Here is a 16,560-nt window from a genome sequence, read left to right on the forward strand (position 1 = left end):
TTTTGTTCCTTGTGCTTTGTTTTCTTTTTTTGTAATTAGTGAACTAAAATTTCATTTAAAAATTGTTTAGCTCTTGGTGATTTTGGATTATTGAAAAACTCTTCAGGAGTATTCTCTTCTACAACAACTCCATCATCCATAAATACGATTCTATCCCCTACTTCTTTTGCAAATCCCATTTCATGAGTTACACAAACGATAGTAAAATCTTCTTTTGCTAAATCTTTCATAACTGAAAGAACATCACCGATTGTTTCAGGATCTAATGCTGATGTTGGTTCATCAAATAAAATCACTTTTGGTTTCATTGCAAGTGATCTTGCAATTGCAACTCTTTGTTTTTGTCCACCAGATAAATCTCCAGGGTAAGAGTCTGCTTTATGGTCTAATTTAACTTTTTCAAGTAATGCCATAGCAATTTTCTTTGATTCTTCTTTTGAAATAGTTTTTACTAGTGTTGGTGCTATAGTAATATTTTCTAAGATAGTTAAATGAGGAAATAAATTAAAGTGTTGGAATACCATTCCTACTTCACTTCTAATCTCTTTTAGGTTCTTTTTACTTGCATGAATATCGATATTATCTACAATAATAGATCCATCATCAATATCTTCTAATCCATTAATACATCTGATTAATGTCGATTTTCCAGATCCACTTGGACCACAAACTACAACGATTTCACCTTTTTTTACACTAAAATCTATATTTTTTAGTACATGAAAATCGTCGAAAAATTTATTTATCTTTGTCATTGAAATTATATTATTGCTCATTTACACTCTTTTGTTAAATTCATAAGCTTAAATATTACTGAAATATGTTTTAAAATTAGATTAAAATGAATAAAATATGTATAAATTCCGCTTTTTATATATATTAATTGTATAAATAATGATATAATCGCGCTTTTTATTTTGGAGGGTTATATGACTAAAGCAAAACTATATGAATATAGAGCTGATTTATTACTACTAACTGTTGCTATTGCTTGGGGTGTAACATTTCTTATGGTACAAGAGGCAATCGAGTCTACACCGGTATATGCATTCTTATTTTTTAGATTTACACTTGCTTCAATTTTAATGTTTTTTATTGCTTATAAATTCTTAAAAGAGACAAATATTCAAACCGTACTTTATGGTGTAATCTTAGGATTATTTTTATTTTTTGCCTTTGCAACTCAAACATTTGGCTTAGCTTATACAAAAAGTTCAATAGTTGCGTTTATAACGGGTCTAAACGTAATTTGTGTTCCTTTTTTAGCTTATTTTATTTTCAAAGATAAAGTTAGAAGAAATGTATTTATTGCTTCATTAATTGCAGTTTTTGGACTATATTTATTAACAATGAGTGGAAAACTTACATTAGGAACAGGAGAGTTTCTAACACTAATTTGTGCATTTTTATTTGCTTTACAAATTATTTTTACAGGTAAATTTTCAAAACAAGTAAATGTATATCTTTTAGTTTTATATCAATTAGTTACGGTAAGTGTTTTATCACTTGGTTTTTCATTAGCACTAGATGATACAACTTTTGGTATAGAGTATGATTATACATTCTATAAAGCAGTATTAGTAACTGCAATTTTTGCAACTGTATATGCATTTTTAATTCAGACATATATGCAACAATTTACAACTGCTACTAAAACTGCAATTATTTTTACTATGGAACCTGTATCTGCATCAATTTATGGATACTTTGTTGGGGGAGAAATACTCACATCAATACAAATATTTGGAGCTGCGTTAATTATTGTAGCAACCTTGGTTTCGGAGTTACAATTTAAAAGAAAAAAATAATAATTTTTATGCTTTTTTAATGCGACTTTTACTTGCTACTATTTAATATTAAATTTAAAGGAGTAGCAAGTGCAAAAGTTTTTATATGTAACAGATCAAGAAGAATACACTGATCACAGTTTTATAGGTCCTTTATTTGAAAAATATTTAAATAAACATTTCGAAATTAAAATAGTATATTTCTCAAAAACTAAACAAAATTTTGAAGAAAAAGATGAAAAATCTTATATTCTTCCAGAGAAAGATAAAAAAAATCCAATTGAAGCATTAGAAAAAAATGGTATTGATTTTGCTGACTATGAATTTGTAGCAGTTAGAAATGATACAGATATTCTAAAAGAAGTACTAAGACAAAAAGCAACACATGATTACAAAGTTGCCTTTAGATTATCTTTCCCAAAAAGAATTGCAAAACTTCAAACTGACGAAGCTAATCACAAAAAAAGTTTCTTAGATGTGATTAACAATAAAATCAAAACTTACAGTGAAACAAACTTAATTAATGAGTGTGATATATTCTTACCAACATCAAGACAAATGAGAGATGATTACTTAAAAGATGTTAAAACTAGAACATTTGTAATTCCATCTGCAATTGACCCTGAGGTATTACAACATAATATTCAACATGAAGGTAATGAAAAAAGATTTTTCTACGCTGGCACATTAGATAAACTTAGAGAATTTGAGACAGTTCTAGATGCCTTTAATGATATTCATAGTGATAAATTTAAAATTATGATTTCATCAAAAGATCCAGAATATACAAGTGATATGATTTCAAAATTCCCAAATATTCAAGATAATGTTGAAGTATATAATGCTAAAACAAAACAAGAATTATTAGAACTAATTGCAAAAGCAGATATTGGATTAGCCTCTTTACCTGATATTGCACTGTTTAATAGTTCAACACCAATGAAAGTATTAGATTATTATTCTAGTGCTATTCCTTGTGTAATGACACATAATGAAAATAACTCTTCAATTTTTGAAGATAACTATAGTGGTTGGTTGTGTGAATTTGATAAAGACTCAATTAGATGTAAATTAGAGCATATTATTAATCTATCTAAAGATGAAGTAACTGAAGTAGGTGAAAATGGTCAAAAAAGATTATTAGATATTAGAAACTACGAAAGAATTGCTGCTGATTTAGCACACCAATTAAATATATTATAAAAAAAGGGTAATTTAATTACCCTTTTTTATTCCAAGAGATAACAGCCCATTCAACAGGTTCTGATTCTTGTTTTGAAGATAAATCTATATTTTCATAATAATCTTCTAAAGCTTTTATATCAGTATTTGATAATTCACCCAAAGACCATTTAATAGATTCTACGAATTTTTCTTTTAAAGTATATATTGTAGATCTTCCTTCACTTTGTACAAAGTTTACACTTGCGTTTATTCCAAGTGAATAAAGAATATTTATTACATAGATATAATCTGGTTTTTTGATTACTTCTTTTTGAAGTACATCTAAGATTTCATCAGATACAAAAGTTCCACCCTTTTTAAAAGAAATTACAACTTTTTTATTTGCTTTTTCATTTAGCTTTAAAAGGGCTTCTTTCATATCTTTTACTTCCATAGAACGTGAAGCAATAACCAAATCTGTATTTGGTACATCTTCCCATGAGTCATACCAAGATTTGTTTATAGTTTTTATATTATTAAGATTTTGCTCTTTAGCGTTTTGTTCTAATATTTCAAGCATTCCACTTGAATAGTCTAAACAAAATACCTCATCAAGAGTATTTGCTAATTTTAAAGATAAGTTTCCAACTCCACATCCAACATCTAGTGAGCTTTTTATACCATCAAGATTTAGTAATGATAAAAACTGCTCATTATAAATTGAGTTATGAACTCTTTTATTCATATGAGGTGCTTTTTCATCCCAAGCCTCTTTGCCTTTGGCTTTAAAAGATGTAAGTTCTTTTTGTTTTACATAAAGTTCATTGAAATCTATATCTTCGTATTTCATTTTTTACCTTTTTTAATATTTAATTATTATTCAGCCCATATAAAACTGCATCTAATAAACCAGGGAAACGTTTATCAAGTTCTTCTTTTCTTAAAGAATTAATATAATGTTTTCCTTCCGCTTGCATATATATAATTCCTGATTCTCGTAATACTCTAAAGTGGTGTGAAGCTGTTGACTTTGCTATACCTATAGTCAAGTCTCCACAAGATTGTTTTTCATTTTTTGCAAGGTTATTAACAAAAGAAAGTCTTACTGAATCACTTAATGCATAAAGTATTTGTTCTAAGGAAATTGTTTCAATAGGGGGATGATTGTATTTTCTCATAGTTACAATTTTATCATACTTAGGGTAAAATCTTTTAGTTCGATTGTCATAGAACTATAAAACAATTAGATTTAAGGAATCAAAATGATTATTGCCATTGTAAAAGCAAGAATAATAGAAGAAAAAAAAGATGAGTTAAAAGAAATAGCAAATATATTACAATATGATTTTTCTGTAAATGAAAAAGGTTGTGAACAATATGAATCATATATAGATGGTAATACTTTTTTAACAATTGAAAGATGGTCATCTCAAGAAGAATTAGATATTCATTTAGAAGCAGAACATGTAAAGAAATATGTTCCTTTATTAAGAGAATGTGTTGAAGATGGAATTTTTGATGTGCAATTTATTAAAAGTAATGATGTATCATTTGTAAAGATATAGTAGAAGAGGTTTTCTTCCACTATATTTAAAGTTTAGTCTTTTTTAACCCATGTTTTAAATTTCCAAGCTGGAGATTTTACTTCACCTTGTTCATCTAAAATTACATCATAAGATTTTTCCTCAGATAAATCCCAAGTAGAGAAATCAATTTCTTTTAGGTATGCATCTGCTTTACCTTCGTAATCTACTTCTGATAAATACATCTTATCTACGTAATCAAATAGTGTTTCATATATATTAGCACCACCAATGATAAATAGTTCTTCTTCTCCTGCTTCTCTTGCTTTATTAAAGGCTTCTTGCACATCATTAAAAGTATGAACACCCTCATGAGTGAAGTCACCTCTAGTTAATACTAAAGATGTTCTATTAGGAAGTGGTTTACCTATAGATTCAAATGTCTTTCTACCCATTAAGATATGATGACCTGATGTTATAGTTTTGAAGTTTTTAAAATCCTCAGATATATGCCATAACATTTGATTATCAAGTCCTATTTCCCAATTCTTTCCGTATGCTACAATCATTGAAATTTTCATTCTTTATCCTTATACTGCCATTACAGCTTTAATTGATTCGTGAGATTCATATCCAACTAATTCAAAATCTTCCATTTTAAAATCTTCTATATTTTTAATATCAGGATTCATCTTCATAGTAGGAATAGCGAATGGTTCTCTTGATAATTGTAAATTTACTTGATCATAATGATTAGAATATATATGTGCATCACCGAATGTATGTACAAAATCTCCTACTTCTAAATCACATACTTGTGCAATCATCATAGTTAATAATGCATAAGAAGCAATATTAAAAGGAACTCCCAAGAATACATCTGCTGATCTTTGGTACAGTTGACAAGATAATTTCCCATCTGCTACATAGAATTGGAAGAATGTATGACATGGTGGTAATGCCATCTTCTCTAACTCACCTACATTCCAAGCTGATAAAATCATTCTTCTTGAATCTGGGTTTGTTTTGATTTGATTAATTAGTTCTGCTAACTGATCAATAGCTTTACCATCTGTACCCATCCATGATCTCCATTGAGCTCCATATACAGGTCCTAATTCTTTAATAGTATCAGTATTCACATATCCTAGGTCTTTACCTTGTGCATCTGCATTTGCAGTCCATACTGTTTTTTTACCTATTAAGTTTTTCGCTTTATCACCAAAGTGTAATTCAGCTAAACGTCTTTCATCTGTACTACCTTCAATAAACCATAATAGCTCAGAAATAATTGCTTTTAAGAAAGTCTTTTTAGTAGTAACTAAAGGAAAGCCTTCACTTAAGTCAAATCTCATTTGGTATCCAAATACAGATGTAGTCCCTGTACCTGTTCTATCTTCTTTTTTTACACCTTTAGTTAAGATGTGGTCTAATAAATCTAAATATTGTTTCAATTGCTTTCCTTCTTCGTATACTCTGTTTTGAAGATGTATTATATACAAATAAAAGTGAGATATTGATAAGAATAGAATTAAAATATATTTCAATTATAATAATGAGTATCATTAATTAATTTCGTTTTAAATATTTTTTACTACTATAGTTATTTTAGATGAAGGATAGTAAATCATGGAAAATATAGATCATACTGAATTAATGGAAGTAGATAAAAAACTAAATCCAGCATTTGAGCGAGAAACAGTACTTATGAATATAAAAGATAATTATGGCAAAGGCACTTTCATATGGCATGACTTCGGTAATGGAATAGCCCACTCTAAATGTGACTATGTATTAAACAATGATTACAATATCCATATATCTTCAAATATTCCAGGTGCTGTTTTAATTTTTAATTTATCAAATAGCATTAAATACATCTATAAAAACAACAAAAAATTTACCCTTAAAAAAAATTCTTTTTTAATTGGTCTTTGTTCTGATGAGTTTTATACACAAATGTATTTGAAAAAAGATACAAGATATAAAGCTATTACTATAGGAATAAAAGAAAAGCTTTTTTTACAACTTGCAAAAAAACTAGAGAAAATTGATGAAAAAATGAAAAAAGTAAAAGATTCTAACCATTATATAATTGATGGAGGATATATGGATTCTTATCAACTTGATATGTTATCAAACTTTGAAGACTCGCCTATTAATGATAATACCTTATCAAATCTACAAGCAGAATCTATAGCTTTAAATCTAACACATCATACTATTAACAAAGTAGTTAAAGAAAATATTTCCAATGAACACTTAGGAAATGAAAAAATAGAATCATTAGAGCGAGCAAAAGAGATAATTATTAAACACTATGCTTCACCTCTTAGTATAAAAGAGATTGCTTATAAGTCTGCTATTAATGAGTGTTATCTAAAAAAAGATTTCAAAATATATTATGGTATGACTATTTATGAAATGCTTCAAAAACAAAGATTAAAAATAGCAAAGGAGTTACTAAACGATAATTTCAGTGTAAAAGAGTCATGCTTTGAAGTTGGATACAAACATACTGGTAATTTTAGTAAACTTTTTTATAATCACTATGGTATTTCTCCTAGTCTTTATAGAAAACAACAACAATAAATCATTTTCCTTTTCGTAGATAAAATATTCCTTTTCGTGACAGTATAATATTGATAACCACAATCATTTAATGTAACATGTTGGAAATTTTACAAGGAGATGTTTATGAAACATATTCATTTACAAAGACACTTATCAATTACATTAAGTGCATTAATACTTACAAATACAATTATGTTAGCAGATGATAAAAAAGAAAATATAAAACTTAATAGCATTGAAATAGTTGAAGATACAAAAACAAAATATCTTTACAATAAGAAGATGAGTGCAAATAGAAGTAATATAGAACTAAAAAATACTGCAAAATCAATTCAAATTTTTAATGAAGATTTTATCAAAGATGCAAGTCTTCAAAATATTGAAGATGTAATAAAATTCTCTTCAAATACTATTTATACAGGAGACAGTCACGGAAGAACTAATCAAATTTCAATGAGAGGGTTTGAAGGAGTTCCTATTTTGATTGATGGACTAAAAGTAACAAATAAACTTGCCCATCCAGATATTAATAACTTTGAAACAGTAGAAGTACAAAAAGGTCCAGACTCATTACAATATGGAGAATCAAGTCCAGGAGGAATAGTAAATCTAGTTAAAAAGAAACCTAGTAAAGAATCTATAGGTGAGATTGGTTTTGAATTTAATGACAATACAGCACAAAAAGCAAATATTGACTTAGGTGGAAGTTTAAATGAAGAGGACTCTTTATATTATAGACTTGTATCTACTATAAAAAAAGACAAAGGTTATGTAAATAACAATACTGATACAAATGGTATTTTCTTAGCTCCTAGTTTAGCTTATGATATAAATGATAATAATACTTTAACTTTTGTTAGTGAATATACAAAAGAGACTTCACCTTCTACCTTTGGAACATATGTAAATAAACAAGGAGAATTAGTATCTTCATTAGAAAATACTATTTCAAATCCTGATGAAAAATTCAAGAAAACTCAAAAACTTGTAGGTCTTGATTTAGATAGTACTTTTAATACTTGGAATTCACACTTTAAATATAGATATATTAATTACGTTGGAGATAATGCAGATGTTCATATGCCATTTATGTATAATGAAACTACAAATACACTTTCTAGAATCTATGCAAAACAAAAACAAAAGTTCCAAGAACATGCTTTACAATATACAGTAAATAAAAAACTAAATATTTTAAATCTAGATCATAATATTACCCTTGGAGCTGATTATAATAAAGCCTATTCAAAATTAGATATGTATGCGGATATGGGAACTACTTATAGTATTAATCTTTCAAATCCTTCTTATGAAGAACTAACAAGATTATCAGACCATAGTTCAGCTAGAGATATGTCAACTGAAAAAACTTATGTTAAATCATGGGGTACATTCTTACAAGATAGTATAAACTTAAGTGATAGTTTAATATTAAATGCCGGACTAAGATATAGTGAATCAAAACCTAAAACAGGACAAAAAACAGATGCGTATACTCCATCTTTAGGATTGGTTTATCATGTAACGCCTAAAACTATACTATATACAAATTACTCTGAATCATTTAAACCAAATAGTAATAAAGATATAAACAAAAAAATATTAGATCCTGAAACAGGAAATGGACTTGAATTAGGTATTAAACAAAAATTACTAGATGACAAATTTAACTTAACAGCAGCAGTATTCAAAATAAACAAAGAAAATATTGCAAAGCTTGACCCAAATGATGTTACAAACCAATCATATAAAGCAAGTGGAGAACAAGAAAGTAAAGGTTTTGAAATAGATATAAGTGGAGAAATAACATCAAACTTATCTATTATTGCATCTTATGGATATACAAAAACAAAAGATAAAGATAATGACAATTTGAAACTAACAAATGTTCCAGAACATACGGCGAATATTTTCACAACATATAATCTTGCCTCATTTAATCTGCCAAGTATACATATTGGTGGAGGAGCTAGATATATAGGAAATAGATATGCTGATGAAGCAAATAAAATAGAACTTGATTCTGCAATTGTTTATAATGCAAATATTGGATACAAAAAAAATAATTGGAAAGCAAATCTTAGTATTCAAAATCTAAGTGATGAGAAATATGTAGATGGAGCCCTTTCAAGCAATGCACGTGGTACAAGAGTATATGCAGGAACTCCTAAAACTGTATATGCAACTATTTCTTATGCTTTTTAATAAAAAAGTATTCAAATGTTAAAGAGGTTTTACAAGTACCTAATTATCCCAGAAGATAATGCTAAAAAAATAGGTACATTTAGAATAGTAAGCGCCATTTTTGGTGGCTTACTAGTAGCTTATTTAGGAATGTCTTTACTTGCAATAATAATTCCCCTAAAAGTTCAAGAGTCAGCAGTTATTTCAATTATGTTTAATACTTTGGCTTGGGCAAGTGTTGCTGTATATATAGCTTTATCATATACAAAACTTGCGGCACTTCTTAAAGTTCTAATTCCAAGTATTATTTTTTCAATTGCCATAGTATTTTATATAAGAGGTTTCTAATGAAAGAAAATAAATCAAAACTTTTTAAACAAAGACTTTTTAGAATACATGCAGCAGTAGGTATTCTTGTTTCTTCTTTTATGTATATTTCAATCTTTTTTGGAGTATTTACAATATTTTTACCTTATATAAAAACATGGGAAAAACCATCTAGATATATAGAGGATATCAACATTATGAATATTGATTACAATAGTATGATAAATGAAGTTTTAAAAAACCCAGACTTTCCAAAAGATGATATTCTAATAAATCTTCCAGGAAATATGGGAGATCCTGCTGTTGTAATTACTCATCGATTTGCAAAAGAACAAGTATTTAATCCTAAAACTAATGAGAAAATAAACAATGAAACTAAAGAACAAACTGGACTTGCGGATTTTATAAATCATTTACATTATGGAAGACCTTTAAAATCCATAGGAATGATTTTCTTTGGTTTTATAGCTACTGCAACCCTTGCTTTAATACTTACAGGTCTTATACTCATAATAAAAATGAAGTTTAAAAATAAAGGGAAAAACCAACAATCAATATTTTCAAAAGTTCATGTAAAGATTTTTTCATGGATATTTTTTCCTTTAATTTTAATAACACTAAGTGGAGCTTTGATGAATGTGGGATTAATTAGTGCAGGTCCTATGTCACAAATAATTACAAAAGGAGAAGCAAAAAGTATTGATGCTGTTGTAGGAACAGTACTATTTGCACAAAATAAAGCAAGTAAAAAAGCAAATAAACCTGCAAAAATGAAAGATATAAAAAATTTATTAATAAAAGCACAAGAGATAAATCCCCAACTTATTTTTAAACAAATAAAATTAGTAAACTGGAATGATAAAAATGCACAAGTTGAAATAATAGGATATAACCCTTATAAACCGTTTTTTAATGGGGGTATTTTTAATAAACCTACAATTATATTAAGTGCTGTTAACGCAGACCTAATAAAAAATCAAAAGGTAATGGATAAAGTCTGGACGGTATTTGTAGCTGAAATAATATTCTTCTTACACTTCTTATTTGGTATTGATATTTTTTCAAGGGTGTTAATAGCCGTATTAATGATATTATCTGCTATTGCTATTGGGTTTGGAACTATGTTATTTCTTGAGAAAAAGGCAAAAAAATTTGATGATAAAATCACTTTTTATCACTGGATAGGAAAGTTTTCACTTGCAAGCATGATTGGTATTATTCCCTCAATTGCTATGTTATTTGTACTTCAATGGATGTTACCTTTTGATTTAGAGGATAGATTAATATGGCAACAAGGAATATTTTATAATATTTGGCTATTTACTCTATTTTGGTCTTTTTATAAAATAAACTCTTATGAAGTAGCTAAAAACTTTTTCTTTATTGGGGGGTTATTATTTATAATTTCAGTAATGTTACATTTGATTTTTTTAAATATTCCTATACTAGAATTTTTTAATCTAAGTAGTATATTCACAGTTGATATATCTTTAGTTTTACTTGGAATAATACTAATATACATCTCAGAGAAACTACCAAAAAATAGAGATGAAGCTAAGTTATTTTGGACACTAAAAAAACAAAAGGATAATAAGTGAAAAAATATTTAATACTATTTCTACTATTGATCCTTTATACAAATATTAATGCCCATGAATTAGAAGTAAATGTCATTGATAATAAAAATAATACTATTACAATTTCTGCACTTCTAAATACAGGTGAGAGTGCAGTAGGAGTTTTAGTAAGATTAGAAGATAAAAATACAAAAGAAATAATCTTCCAGAAAAGACTTCCAAAAAGTAATCAATTAACAACAAATATTCCAAAAGTTGCTTATATTATTGTCTTTGATGAAGGAGATGATGACTTAACAATAGAAGAAGGAATTCCACCGAAAGAAGGTTTTCAAGAACAAAAAAAGAAAGAGAAGAAAAAAAGTAGAGGAGATGCTCATATCTCTACAAATAATGCTGTAGTTTTTTCTATAATTATTGCATTTTTATTACTACTATCCATTATGTTTATAGGAAAAAGAAATACGGATAAACTAATAAAAGAACTACAAAATAAAAGATAGCAAGCTTTTGCTATCTTTTATTATCTATTTTTTAGATAAATACTCAAACAGAGACAAGTGTTGTCTTAACTCTTGAATAGAACCATACTCTAAACCTTTTTCTATCCATTGTTTTATTTCATCTGAAACTTCTAAAGGTTTTAATAACTCTTCTTTTTTCTCTTTTGATATTTTTTCATGTTCATTTAGTAAGTTTACATGAGATAAAACAGATGTAAGACCTAAATCTCTTTTTTGTGCTATATCTTCTAGACTATTACCTTCTTGTAATAACTCATATGTATCTGTATATGTTTTTGTTAGTTTCTTTAAAGGAGCTCTTGTCTCAATCTTTTCTTTGAACTCTTCTTTTATATCTTTACAAAGGTTTAAAAACTCTTCCCCATATTTTTCAAACTTTTTTAGACCCACTCCATTTACTTCTAACATTTCTTCTTTTGTAGTTGGAAGTTTCGAGCTAAACTCTTTTAGACTCTTATCTCCAAAAATTACATAAGCAGGTACTTCATGTTCACTAGCCATTTGTCTACGTAAGCTTCTAAACTTCTCATATAATTCTTCATCAAAAGATAAAACTTCTTGTGATTCTTCTTGTTTTATAGCAATTCCTAGTTTATCTTCATCCATTAAAAGTTTTTGATTCCCTTTTAATATATCCATACCTAAAGCATTTAGTTTAAGTACTCTAAACTCACCTAAATTTACTGCTTGCATATCTATCAGTTTATCAGCTATTGCTACCCATTCATTTTTACTCTTATCTTTTCCTAATCCATATACCTTTAGTTGCTCATGTCCAAACTCTAATAGTTTTTGATTCTTTGAACCTCGAAGAATATCTATAATGTGATTTGTTCCAAATCTCTGTTCACTTCTATACACAGCAGATAAGAACTTTTGAGCCTCAACACTTACATCTACTTGAGCTATTTCACCTTTCGTGCAGTTATCACATAATGTATTACATTCATCTATCTCATCTTCAAAATATGAAGCAATTATTTTATGTCTACAATTGTTTGAAACACAATATCTATACATAAACTCTAACTTGTCAAGTCCAGTTTGTTTATATGAATCATCTATTGAGTCTTCTATTTGTATCTTTCTTTTTACCTCATCACCTTTTGAGTAAAGTAAATATACATAAGACATAGCTCCATCACGTCCAGCTCGTCCTATTTCTTGATAGTAGTTTTCTAATGTTTTAGGTAAAGATGTATGTATTACAAATCTAATATTTGATTTATCTATCCCCATACCAAATGCAATAGTTGCAACTACAATATCTACATTTTCATATACAAAATCATTAAATACTTCATCTTTACGTTCAGCACTTAATCCCGCATGATATGCTTTTGATTTATATCCATTATCTACTAAAAATTGTGCAGTTGATTCTGCTTCTTTTCTTGTAAAGGTATATATGATTCCACATAGTCCCCTATGTGATTTTAGGAAGTTTAATATCTGTGACTTTCCATTTGCAATTCTTGGTTCAACTTTGATATCAAGATTATCCCTTTGAGTCTTAGCTCTAAAGTGTTTTGCATTTACTAGATTTAAATTATTAGCTATATCTGCTTCAACTTTTTTAGTTGCAGTTGCAGTAAATGCAGCAATACAAGTATCAGGGAAAAACTGCTTAAGTCTATTAAGATTTCTATACTCAGCTCTAAACTCATGTCCCCATCCAGATACACAGTGAGCTTCATCTATTACAAAATAGTTTATATTCACTCTTTGTAATACACTAACAAACTCATTAGATGTAAATCTCTCAGGTGCAACATATACAAACTTCAGCTGTCCTGCTAAAAGTTTTTGCATAGTAAAACCATTTTCATCAGGTGTTTGAGAAGAAGATATCATTGAAGCTTCTATATCTAAATCATTAAGAGCTTTTACTTGGTCTTGCATAAGTGCTATAAGTGGAGAGATTACTACTGTAATCCCATCCATAAGAAGTGTTGGTAACTGATAACAAAGTGACTTTCCACCACCAGTAGGAAGAATAGTTAATACATCTTGTTTTGAAAGAATTGAATCAACTACTTCTTCTTGGAAAGATCTAAAGTTATCATGTCCAAATATATTTTTTAGTATTTCTTGTTTTGTATTCATAACGGGATATTAGCATACTTTGAGTTAATGATTATATTTATTTTTTATTTGCTTTCTCTTCTATATTTAAAATAGCCTGCTTTGGAAAGATATTTACATAATGTCCCTCTTTATTTACAAGATATAAGTGAGGTATATATCTTCTACTATTAGTTTTACGTTCTAGTTTATATATTAACTCATTTGATTCATTTATTTTTTTATATTTTAGATATTTACTTAGTCTTTTTGTACGATAGTTTATCAAAAGTAAATCAGCATAAACACCTCTAAAATACTTTTGTAGAAGATCAAAATCTTTTTTTGACGTAGATAAAGATATAAGAACTCTTTTATCTTCTTTTTTCATTCTGTTTTGTACTTCACTATATTTAGAATCTATCTCTTTTTCAAAAACATACTTTTCCAATTTTTCAATCATTGATTTTATTCTATGATCAGCACTTAAAATATAATCATTTATAAACCATATTGGCTTAAATAAAACTTCCCATAACTCTAATTCTTTATATGTAACATAAGATAAGTTTTTTGCTATTTCCACTGCATTTTTATCATCTTTTATCTCATCTAAAATCAAAGGGTAATTTGTTTTCTCTCTAAAGGTAGTAATAATAGGTTTTAATAAGAACTCTTTTTGTTTTATCACAAAATATTCACCATTATTTTTTTTGTAAATAGAGTAATAAAATTCTTCAAAGAAAAATGTTTTTTCTCTTTTATTATCAAGTATCAAATTTTCTGCATGAGAACCAGAAGTATCTGTAAAACTCATATCTAATAAGTTTTGTTTTGCACTTATAAAGTTTATTAAAGCATGAATAAGAATAATTAAGACTACAAATTGTACTTTTTTATTTAAAAACCTAACATTATCAATAAAACCTCTAAATAAGATTTTTAGTATATTTTGTTCTCTATATTTCTTTTCATAAGAGTTGTTTGTAGCAGTTTCAAAACTATTCAAACTAGAATCATTATAATCATAAAGTTCAAGTAAATAAACTATTTCCTCATAATTTTTAAGTAGCGAATAAATCATTCCATCATTTAACATAATTATTCTTTTATCTTTTAAATAAAACCTAACGCTTAAATAATTATATGTACCATTGAAGAAATGAACTTTAGTATCTATTTTTTCTATTTGATTTTTATAGATTTTTATATCTTCCACTAAAATATCATTTTCATATATTTGCCAAGAGAGTGTTTTATTATCAATTTGAAGGTCTAATTTCCTATTTACAAAAAGGGCATATATCAAACCTGCAGGATAAAAGAAAAGTACTAGAAACATTAATAAAAACATTACTTTTACTATTAAATCCTCTGAATAATAAGCAATAAACAAAAATAAAAAAGAGAGAGGTGTCATGAAGATTTTAATACCAATCTCTTTTTTTAGTATATAAGATTTATTATCTCTCATTTTACAACCTTTATTATTTAGGTTGTTATTTTATCATTTATTTTGCTAAATATTCTTCTATATTATCAGCAACCATAGAAATAAGTCTAGTTCTAGCTTCTACACTTGCCCATCCAATATGTGGAGTTAAAAGTAATCTATCTTTGTTTTGTACTTTTAATAAAGGATTTGATTCTTCTATTGGTTCAACATTTACAACATCAATACCACAATAAATCTCTTTTTCATCTATTAGTTTTGATAAATCAGCTTCATTTATAATTCCACCACGACCAAGGTTTAATAAAATCGCTCCATCTTTCATATTCTTCATATTTTCATAGTTTAATAAATCTTTTGTTTGCTCATTTAATGGACAATGAATTGAGATAATATCACAAGTACTTAGTAACTCATCAAGTTCAACTCTTTTAAATTCACTATTATTGTTTCGCCCAGAAGTTGAATAATATACTACTTCACAATCAAAAGCTTGAGCTCTTTTAGCAAAAGAAGAACCAATATCTCCAAGCCCAATAACCCCTACTCTTTTTTTATCTAGTTCAAAAAATGGTTTATCAATATGAGTAAAAATCTCAGACTTTTGCCAATTACCCTCATCTACATAATTTTTATAATAGTTTAGTTTTGAAACAAAATGAAAAATCATTGAAAATGCAACTTGAGATACAGAAGAACTAGAGTATCCAGCTACATTTTTCACTTCAATTCCTTTTTGTTTTGCATACTCTAAATCTACATTGTTTTTACCAGTTGCACTAATACAAATAAGTTTTAGTTTTGAGTTTTCCATAACTTTTTTTGAAATCATTACTTTATTTGTGATTACAATATCTGCATCTTTTACTCTATCTTTCGTCTCATTCTCTTTTGTAATATCAAAAACTTCTACTTCACCAAACTTATTAAAGATATCTACATTTACATCATTGCCTAATGTTTTTCTATCTAAAATTACTATTTTCATCTCTTTTCCTTAGCCTTTTATATATCTATATTCTTGTGTTAAGCCTTCAAAGCCCCAAGAATCTCCCTCAATTTCATCAATTATAATATAACTTGCAGGTGTTATATCACCTAATATTTCTTTTAAATTTAAATATGTTTCTTTTATATATTGCGCTTTTTGATTCTTTGTATTAGTACCTTTAGTGATTTTAATATCAACATTAAAAGTACTTAAATTATCTTTATTTATATTCCAAGTATCAAAGGGGACAAATTCTACTAAAACAGAAGTTACTTCTGGCTTTTTATTTAAAATATTTGTTGTATTTTCTAATATAATATCAACTATTTTCTCTCTTAATTCATCACTTTTTTTAACATTTGTTTTTACATTAATATATGGCATTTCATTTC

17 protein-coding genes are annotated in these 16,560 nt (G+C 27.3%); 8 read left to right on the plus strand and 9 right to left on the minus strand.

Annotated features, from left to right (window positions below):
• Window positions 1–35: 35 nt before the first annotated feature.
• Window positions 36–764 (minus strand): amino acid ABC transporter ATP-binding protein, encoded by a 729-nt coding sequence (locus ALEK_RS14995; RefSeq protein WP_071627658.1) that lies wholly within the window; start codon window positions 762–764, stop codon window positions 36–38.
• A gap of 165 nt (window positions 765–929) precedes the next feature.
• Here ALEK_RS14995 and ALEK_RS15000 point away from each other — a divergent pair, with 165 nt between their 5' ends.
• Entirely contained in the window at window positions 930–1,808 is an 879-nt protein-coding gene (locus ALEK_RS15000; RefSeq protein ID WP_071627609.1) for a DMT family transporter, read from the plus strand.
• Window positions 1,809–1,877: 69 nt separating this feature from the next.
• Window positions 1,878–2,990, plus strand: a complete 1,113-nt coding sequence (locus ALEK_RS15005; protein ID WP_071627608.1) for a glycosyltransferase — start codon at window positions 1,878–1,880, stop codon at window positions 2,988–2,990.
• A gap of 16 nt (window positions 2,991–3,006) precedes the next feature.
• On the opposite strand, the gene ALEK_RS15010 is transcribed toward ALEK_RS15005, so the two are convergent.
• Together ALEK_RS15010 and ALEK_RS15015 are read right to left on the minus strand one after the other, a co-directional pair.
• The gene (locus tag ALEK_RS15010; RefSeq protein WP_071627607.1) at window positions 3,007–3,801 is read right to left on the minus strand and encodes a class I SAM-dependent methyltransferase; all 795 of its coding nucleotides are present in this window, start codon (window positions 3,799–3,801) and stop codon (window positions 3,007–3,009) included.
• A gap of 19 nt (window positions 3,802–3,820) precedes the next feature.
• Window positions 3,821–4,129, minus strand: coding sequence for an ArsR/SmtB family transcription factor (locus tag ALEK_RS15015; protein ID WP_071627606.1), 309 nt, complete (start codon window positions 4,127–4,129; stop codon window positions 3,821–3,823).
• Window positions 4,130–4,213: 84 nt separating this feature from the next.
• Between ALEK_RS15015 and ALEK_RS15020 the strand changes: the two genes are divergently transcribed.
• Complete coding sequence (locus ALEK_RS15020; RefSeq protein ID WP_071627605.1) at window positions 4,214–4,516, plus strand: putative quinol monooxygenase; 303 nt, start codon at window positions 4,214–4,216, stop codon at window positions 4,514–4,516.
• Between the two features lie 32 nt (window positions 4,517–4,548).
• On the opposite strand, the gene ALEK_RS15025 is transcribed toward ALEK_RS15020, so the two are convergent.
• Entirely contained in the window at window positions 4,549–5,055 is a 507-nt protein-coding gene (locus tag ALEK_RS15025) for a dihydrofolate reductase (protein ID WP_071627604.1), read from the minus strand.
• A gap of 9 nt (window positions 5,056–5,064) precedes the next feature.
• Window positions 5,065–5,928 (minus strand): thymidylate synthase, encoded by an 864-nt coding sequence (locus ALEK_RS15030; RefSeq protein WP_071627603.1) that lies wholly within the window; start codon window positions 5,926–5,928, stop codon window positions 5,065–5,067.
• 175 nt (window positions 5,929–6,103) lie between these two features.
• Here ALEK_RS15030 and ALEK_RS15035 point away from each other — a divergent pair, with 175 nt between their 5' ends.
• The 5 genes from ALEK_RS15035 (at window position 6,104) to ALEK_RS15055 (ending at window position 11,639) form a co-directional block, all read left to right on the plus strand.
• On the plus strand, window positions 6,104–7,066 hold the full coding sequence (locus ALEK_RS15035; RefSeq protein ID WP_071627602.1) for a helix-turn-helix domain-containing protein: 963 nt from the start codon (window positions 6,104–6,106) through the stop codon (window positions 7,064–7,066).
• 105 nt (window positions 7,067–7,171) lie between these two features.
• Window positions 7,172–9,253, plus strand: a complete 2,082-nt coding sequence (locus tag ALEK_RS15040; protein WP_071627601.1) for a TonB-dependent siderophore receptor — start codon at window positions 7,172–7,174, stop codon at window positions 9,251–9,253.
• A gap of 15 nt (window positions 9,254–9,268) precedes the next feature.
• A complete protein-coding gene (locus ALEK_RS15045) occupies window positions 9,269–9,580 on the plus strand; it encodes a hypothetical protein (RefSeq protein ID WP_071627600.1) in 312 nt (103 codons plus the stop codon).
• Window positions 9,580–11,157: a PepSY-associated TM helix domain-containing protein gene (locus ALEK_RS15050; protein ID WP_071627599.1), complete on the plus strand. Its 1,578-nt coding sequence runs from the start codon at window positions 9,580–9,582 to the stop codon at window positions 11,155–11,157. The genes ALEK_RS15045 and ALEK_RS15050 overlap by 1 nt, the downstream gene beginning before the upstream one ends.
• The gene (locus ALEK_RS15055) at window positions 11,154–11,639 is read left to right on the plus strand and encodes a hypothetical protein (RefSeq protein ID WP_071627598.1); all 486 of its coding nucleotides are present in this window, start codon (window positions 11,154–11,156) and stop codon (window positions 11,637–11,639) included. Before ALEK_RS15050 ends, ALEK_RS15055 begins: the two co-directional genes overlap by 4 nt.
• Before the next feature lie 24 nt (window positions 11,640–11,663).
• On the opposite strand, the gene recQ is transcribed toward ALEK_RS15055, so the two are convergent.
• Genes recQ through ALEK_RS15075 form a run of 4 tightly spaced genes read right to left on the minus strand, consistent with a single transcriptional unit; the run spans window position 11,664 to window position 16,552 of the window.
• On the minus strand, window positions 11,664–13,766 hold the full coding sequence (recQ, locus tag ALEK_RS15060) for a DNA helicase RecQ (RefSeq protein WP_071627597.1): 2,103 nt from the start codon (window positions 13,764–13,766) through the stop codon (window positions 11,664–11,666).
• Window positions 13,767–13,803: 37 nt separating this feature from the next.
• A complete protein-coding gene (locus tag ALEK_RS15065; protein WP_071627596.1) occupies window positions 13,804–15,198 on the minus strand; it encodes a hypothetical protein in 1,395 nt (464 codons plus the stop codon).
• Between the two features lie 37 nt (window positions 15,199–15,235).
• Window positions 15,236–16,165: a D-2-hydroxyacid dehydrogenase gene (locus ALEK_RS15070; RefSeq protein ID WP_071627595.1), complete on the minus strand. Its 930-nt coding sequence runs from the start codon at window positions 16,163–16,165 to the stop codon at window positions 15,236–15,238.
• A 9-nt stretch (window positions 16,166–16,174) separates the two neighbouring features.
• Window positions 16,175–16,552 carry a tautomerase family protein gene (locus ALEK_RS15075; RefSeq protein WP_071627594.1) on the minus strand — a complete coding sequence of 126 codons (378 nt, stop codon included), beginning with the start codon at window positions 16,550–16,552 and terminating at the stop codon, window positions 16,175–16,177.
• Window positions 16,553–16,560: the final 8 nt, after the last annotated feature.

Source organism: Poseidonibacter lekithochrous, from assembly GCF_013283835.1.
Lineage (GTDB): Bacteria > Campylobacterota > Campylobacteria > Campylobacterales > Arcobacteraceae > Poseidonibacter > Poseidonibacter lekithochrous.

Bases quoted from the DNA above. Each gene is read 5' to 3' on its own strand.
- ALEK_RS15000 (WP_071627609.1), top strand. From the start codon at position 930: ATGACTAAAGCAAAACTATATGAATATAGAGCTGATTTATTACTACTA.
- ALEK_RS15010 (WP_071627607.1), bottom strand. From the start codon at position 3,801: ATGAAATACGAAGATATAGATTTCAATGAACTTTATGTAAAACAAAAA.
- ALEK_RS15015 (WP_071627606.1), bottom strand. From the start codon at position 4,129: ATGAGAAAATACAATCATCCCCCTATTGAAACAATTTCCTTAGAACAA.
- ALEK_RS15020 (WP_071627605.1), top strand. From the start codon at position 4,214: ATGATTATTGCCATTGTAAAAGCAAGAATAATAGAAGAAAAAAAAGAT.
- ALEK_RS15025 (WP_071627604.1), bottom strand. From the start codon at position 5,055: ATGAAAATTTCAATGATTGTAGCATACGGAAAGAATTGGGAAATAGGA.
- ALEK_RS15035 (WP_071627602.1), top strand. From the start codon at position 6,104: ATGGAAAATATAGATCATACTGAATTAATGGAAGTAGATAAAAAACTA.
- ALEK_RS15040 (WP_071627601.1), top strand. From the start codon at position 7,172: ATGAAACATATTCATTTACAAAGACACTTATCAATTACATTAAGTGCA.
- ALEK_RS15045 (WP_071627600.1), top strand. From the start codon at position 9,269: ATGTTAAAGAGGTTTTACAAGTACCTAATTATCCCAGAAGATAATGCT.
- ALEK_RS15050 (WP_071627599.1), top strand. From the start codon at position 9,580: ATGAAAGAAAATAAATCAAAACTTTTTAAACAAAGACTTTTTAGAATA.
- recQ (WP_071627597.1), bottom strand. From the start codon at position 13,766: ATGAATACAAAACAAGAAATACTAAAAAATATATTTGGACATGATAAC.
- ALEK_RS15065 (WP_071627596.1), bottom strand. From the start codon at position 15,198: ATGAGAGATAATAAATCTTATATACTAAAAAAAGAGATTGGTATTAAA.
- ALEK_RS15070 (WP_071627595.1), bottom strand. From the start codon at position 16,165: ATGAAAATAGTAATTTTAGATAGAAAAACATTAGGCAATGATGTAAAT.
- ALEK_RS15075 (WP_071627594.1), bottom strand. From the start codon at position 16,552: ATGCCATATATTAATGTAAAAACAAATGTTAAAAAAAGTGATGAATTA.